Genomic DNA, 865 nt, shown 5'->3' on the forward strand with positions numbered 1-865 from the left:
CGGGCGCCGGGCGGCTCGGCGGTGCCCGGCGGCGCGGGCCGCGCGTGCGGCGGCGGCCACCCGGCTCGTCCTGCTCCGAAGAATGGCATACCGTCCGGTCGGTCCCTAGGGGCGTGCGGTGGTCTTTTTCCGCGCGGACCCCGGCGGGCGGTCGCCTGCGGGGCCGGGTGCGGGGGTTCACCGGCCGTCCCGGTCGACCAGGCGGGCCAGTTCGATCCGGGAGCGCACCCCGAGCGCGGCGAAGACGTTGCGCAGGTGGTAGTCGACGGTCCGGGTGCTGACGGCGAGGCGCTGGGCCACCTCCCGGTTGGTGGCGCCCTCGGCGACGTACCGGGCGATCCGCAGCTGCTGCGGCGTCAGCCGGGACAGCGCTCCGTGCGCCGCCCGCCCGGACCCGGTCCCGTGGGCGCGCAGTTCGCCGCGCGCCTGCTCGGCCCACGCCCCGGCACCGCAGCGCTCGAAGGCGACGAGGGCGGCGCCGAGCCGGTCCCGGGCCTCGCGCAGCCGCCGGCGCCTGCGCAGCCACCGGCCGTACAGCAGTTCCGTACGGGCCCGTTCGAAGGCGCCGCCGGTGTCGCCGTGCAGGGCGAGCGCCCGCAGGTACAGGCCGTCCGCCCGATCCCCCGGGGCCAGCAGGGCCCGGCACCGGGCGAGTTGGGCGGGGGCGTGCGGGTCCGCGCCGAGGTCCGCCCACCGGACGAGGTCGGCGAGGGCCGTCCGCGCCCTCTGCGGGTGCCCGGCGAGCACCGCCGCCTCCACGAAGCAGGGCACGGCGAGCGCCCGGACCGCGAAGTGGCCCCGGCCGGGCCCCGCCCCGACGAGCGGCCCGAGCCGGTCAGCGGCGGCCGGCGGGCGGCCCCGGGCC

Annotated in this window: 1 protein-coding gene; it reads right to left on the reverse strand. The window is 80.5% G+C overall.

Features of this window, described 5'->3' with window-relative positions; translation table 11 throughout:
* Positions 1–177: 177 nt before the first annotated feature.
* Positions 178–865, reverse strand: a 688-nt coding sequence (locus tag SZN_RS37245) for a helix-turn-helix transcriptional regulator (protein WP_007506586.1), incomplete at its 5' end; no start/stop codon positions are given.

It is taken from the genome of Streptomyces zinciresistens K42, assembly GCF_000225525.1.
Lineage (GTDB): Bacteria > Actinomycetota > Actinomycetes > Streptomycetales > Streptomycetaceae > Streptomyces > Streptomyces zinciresistens.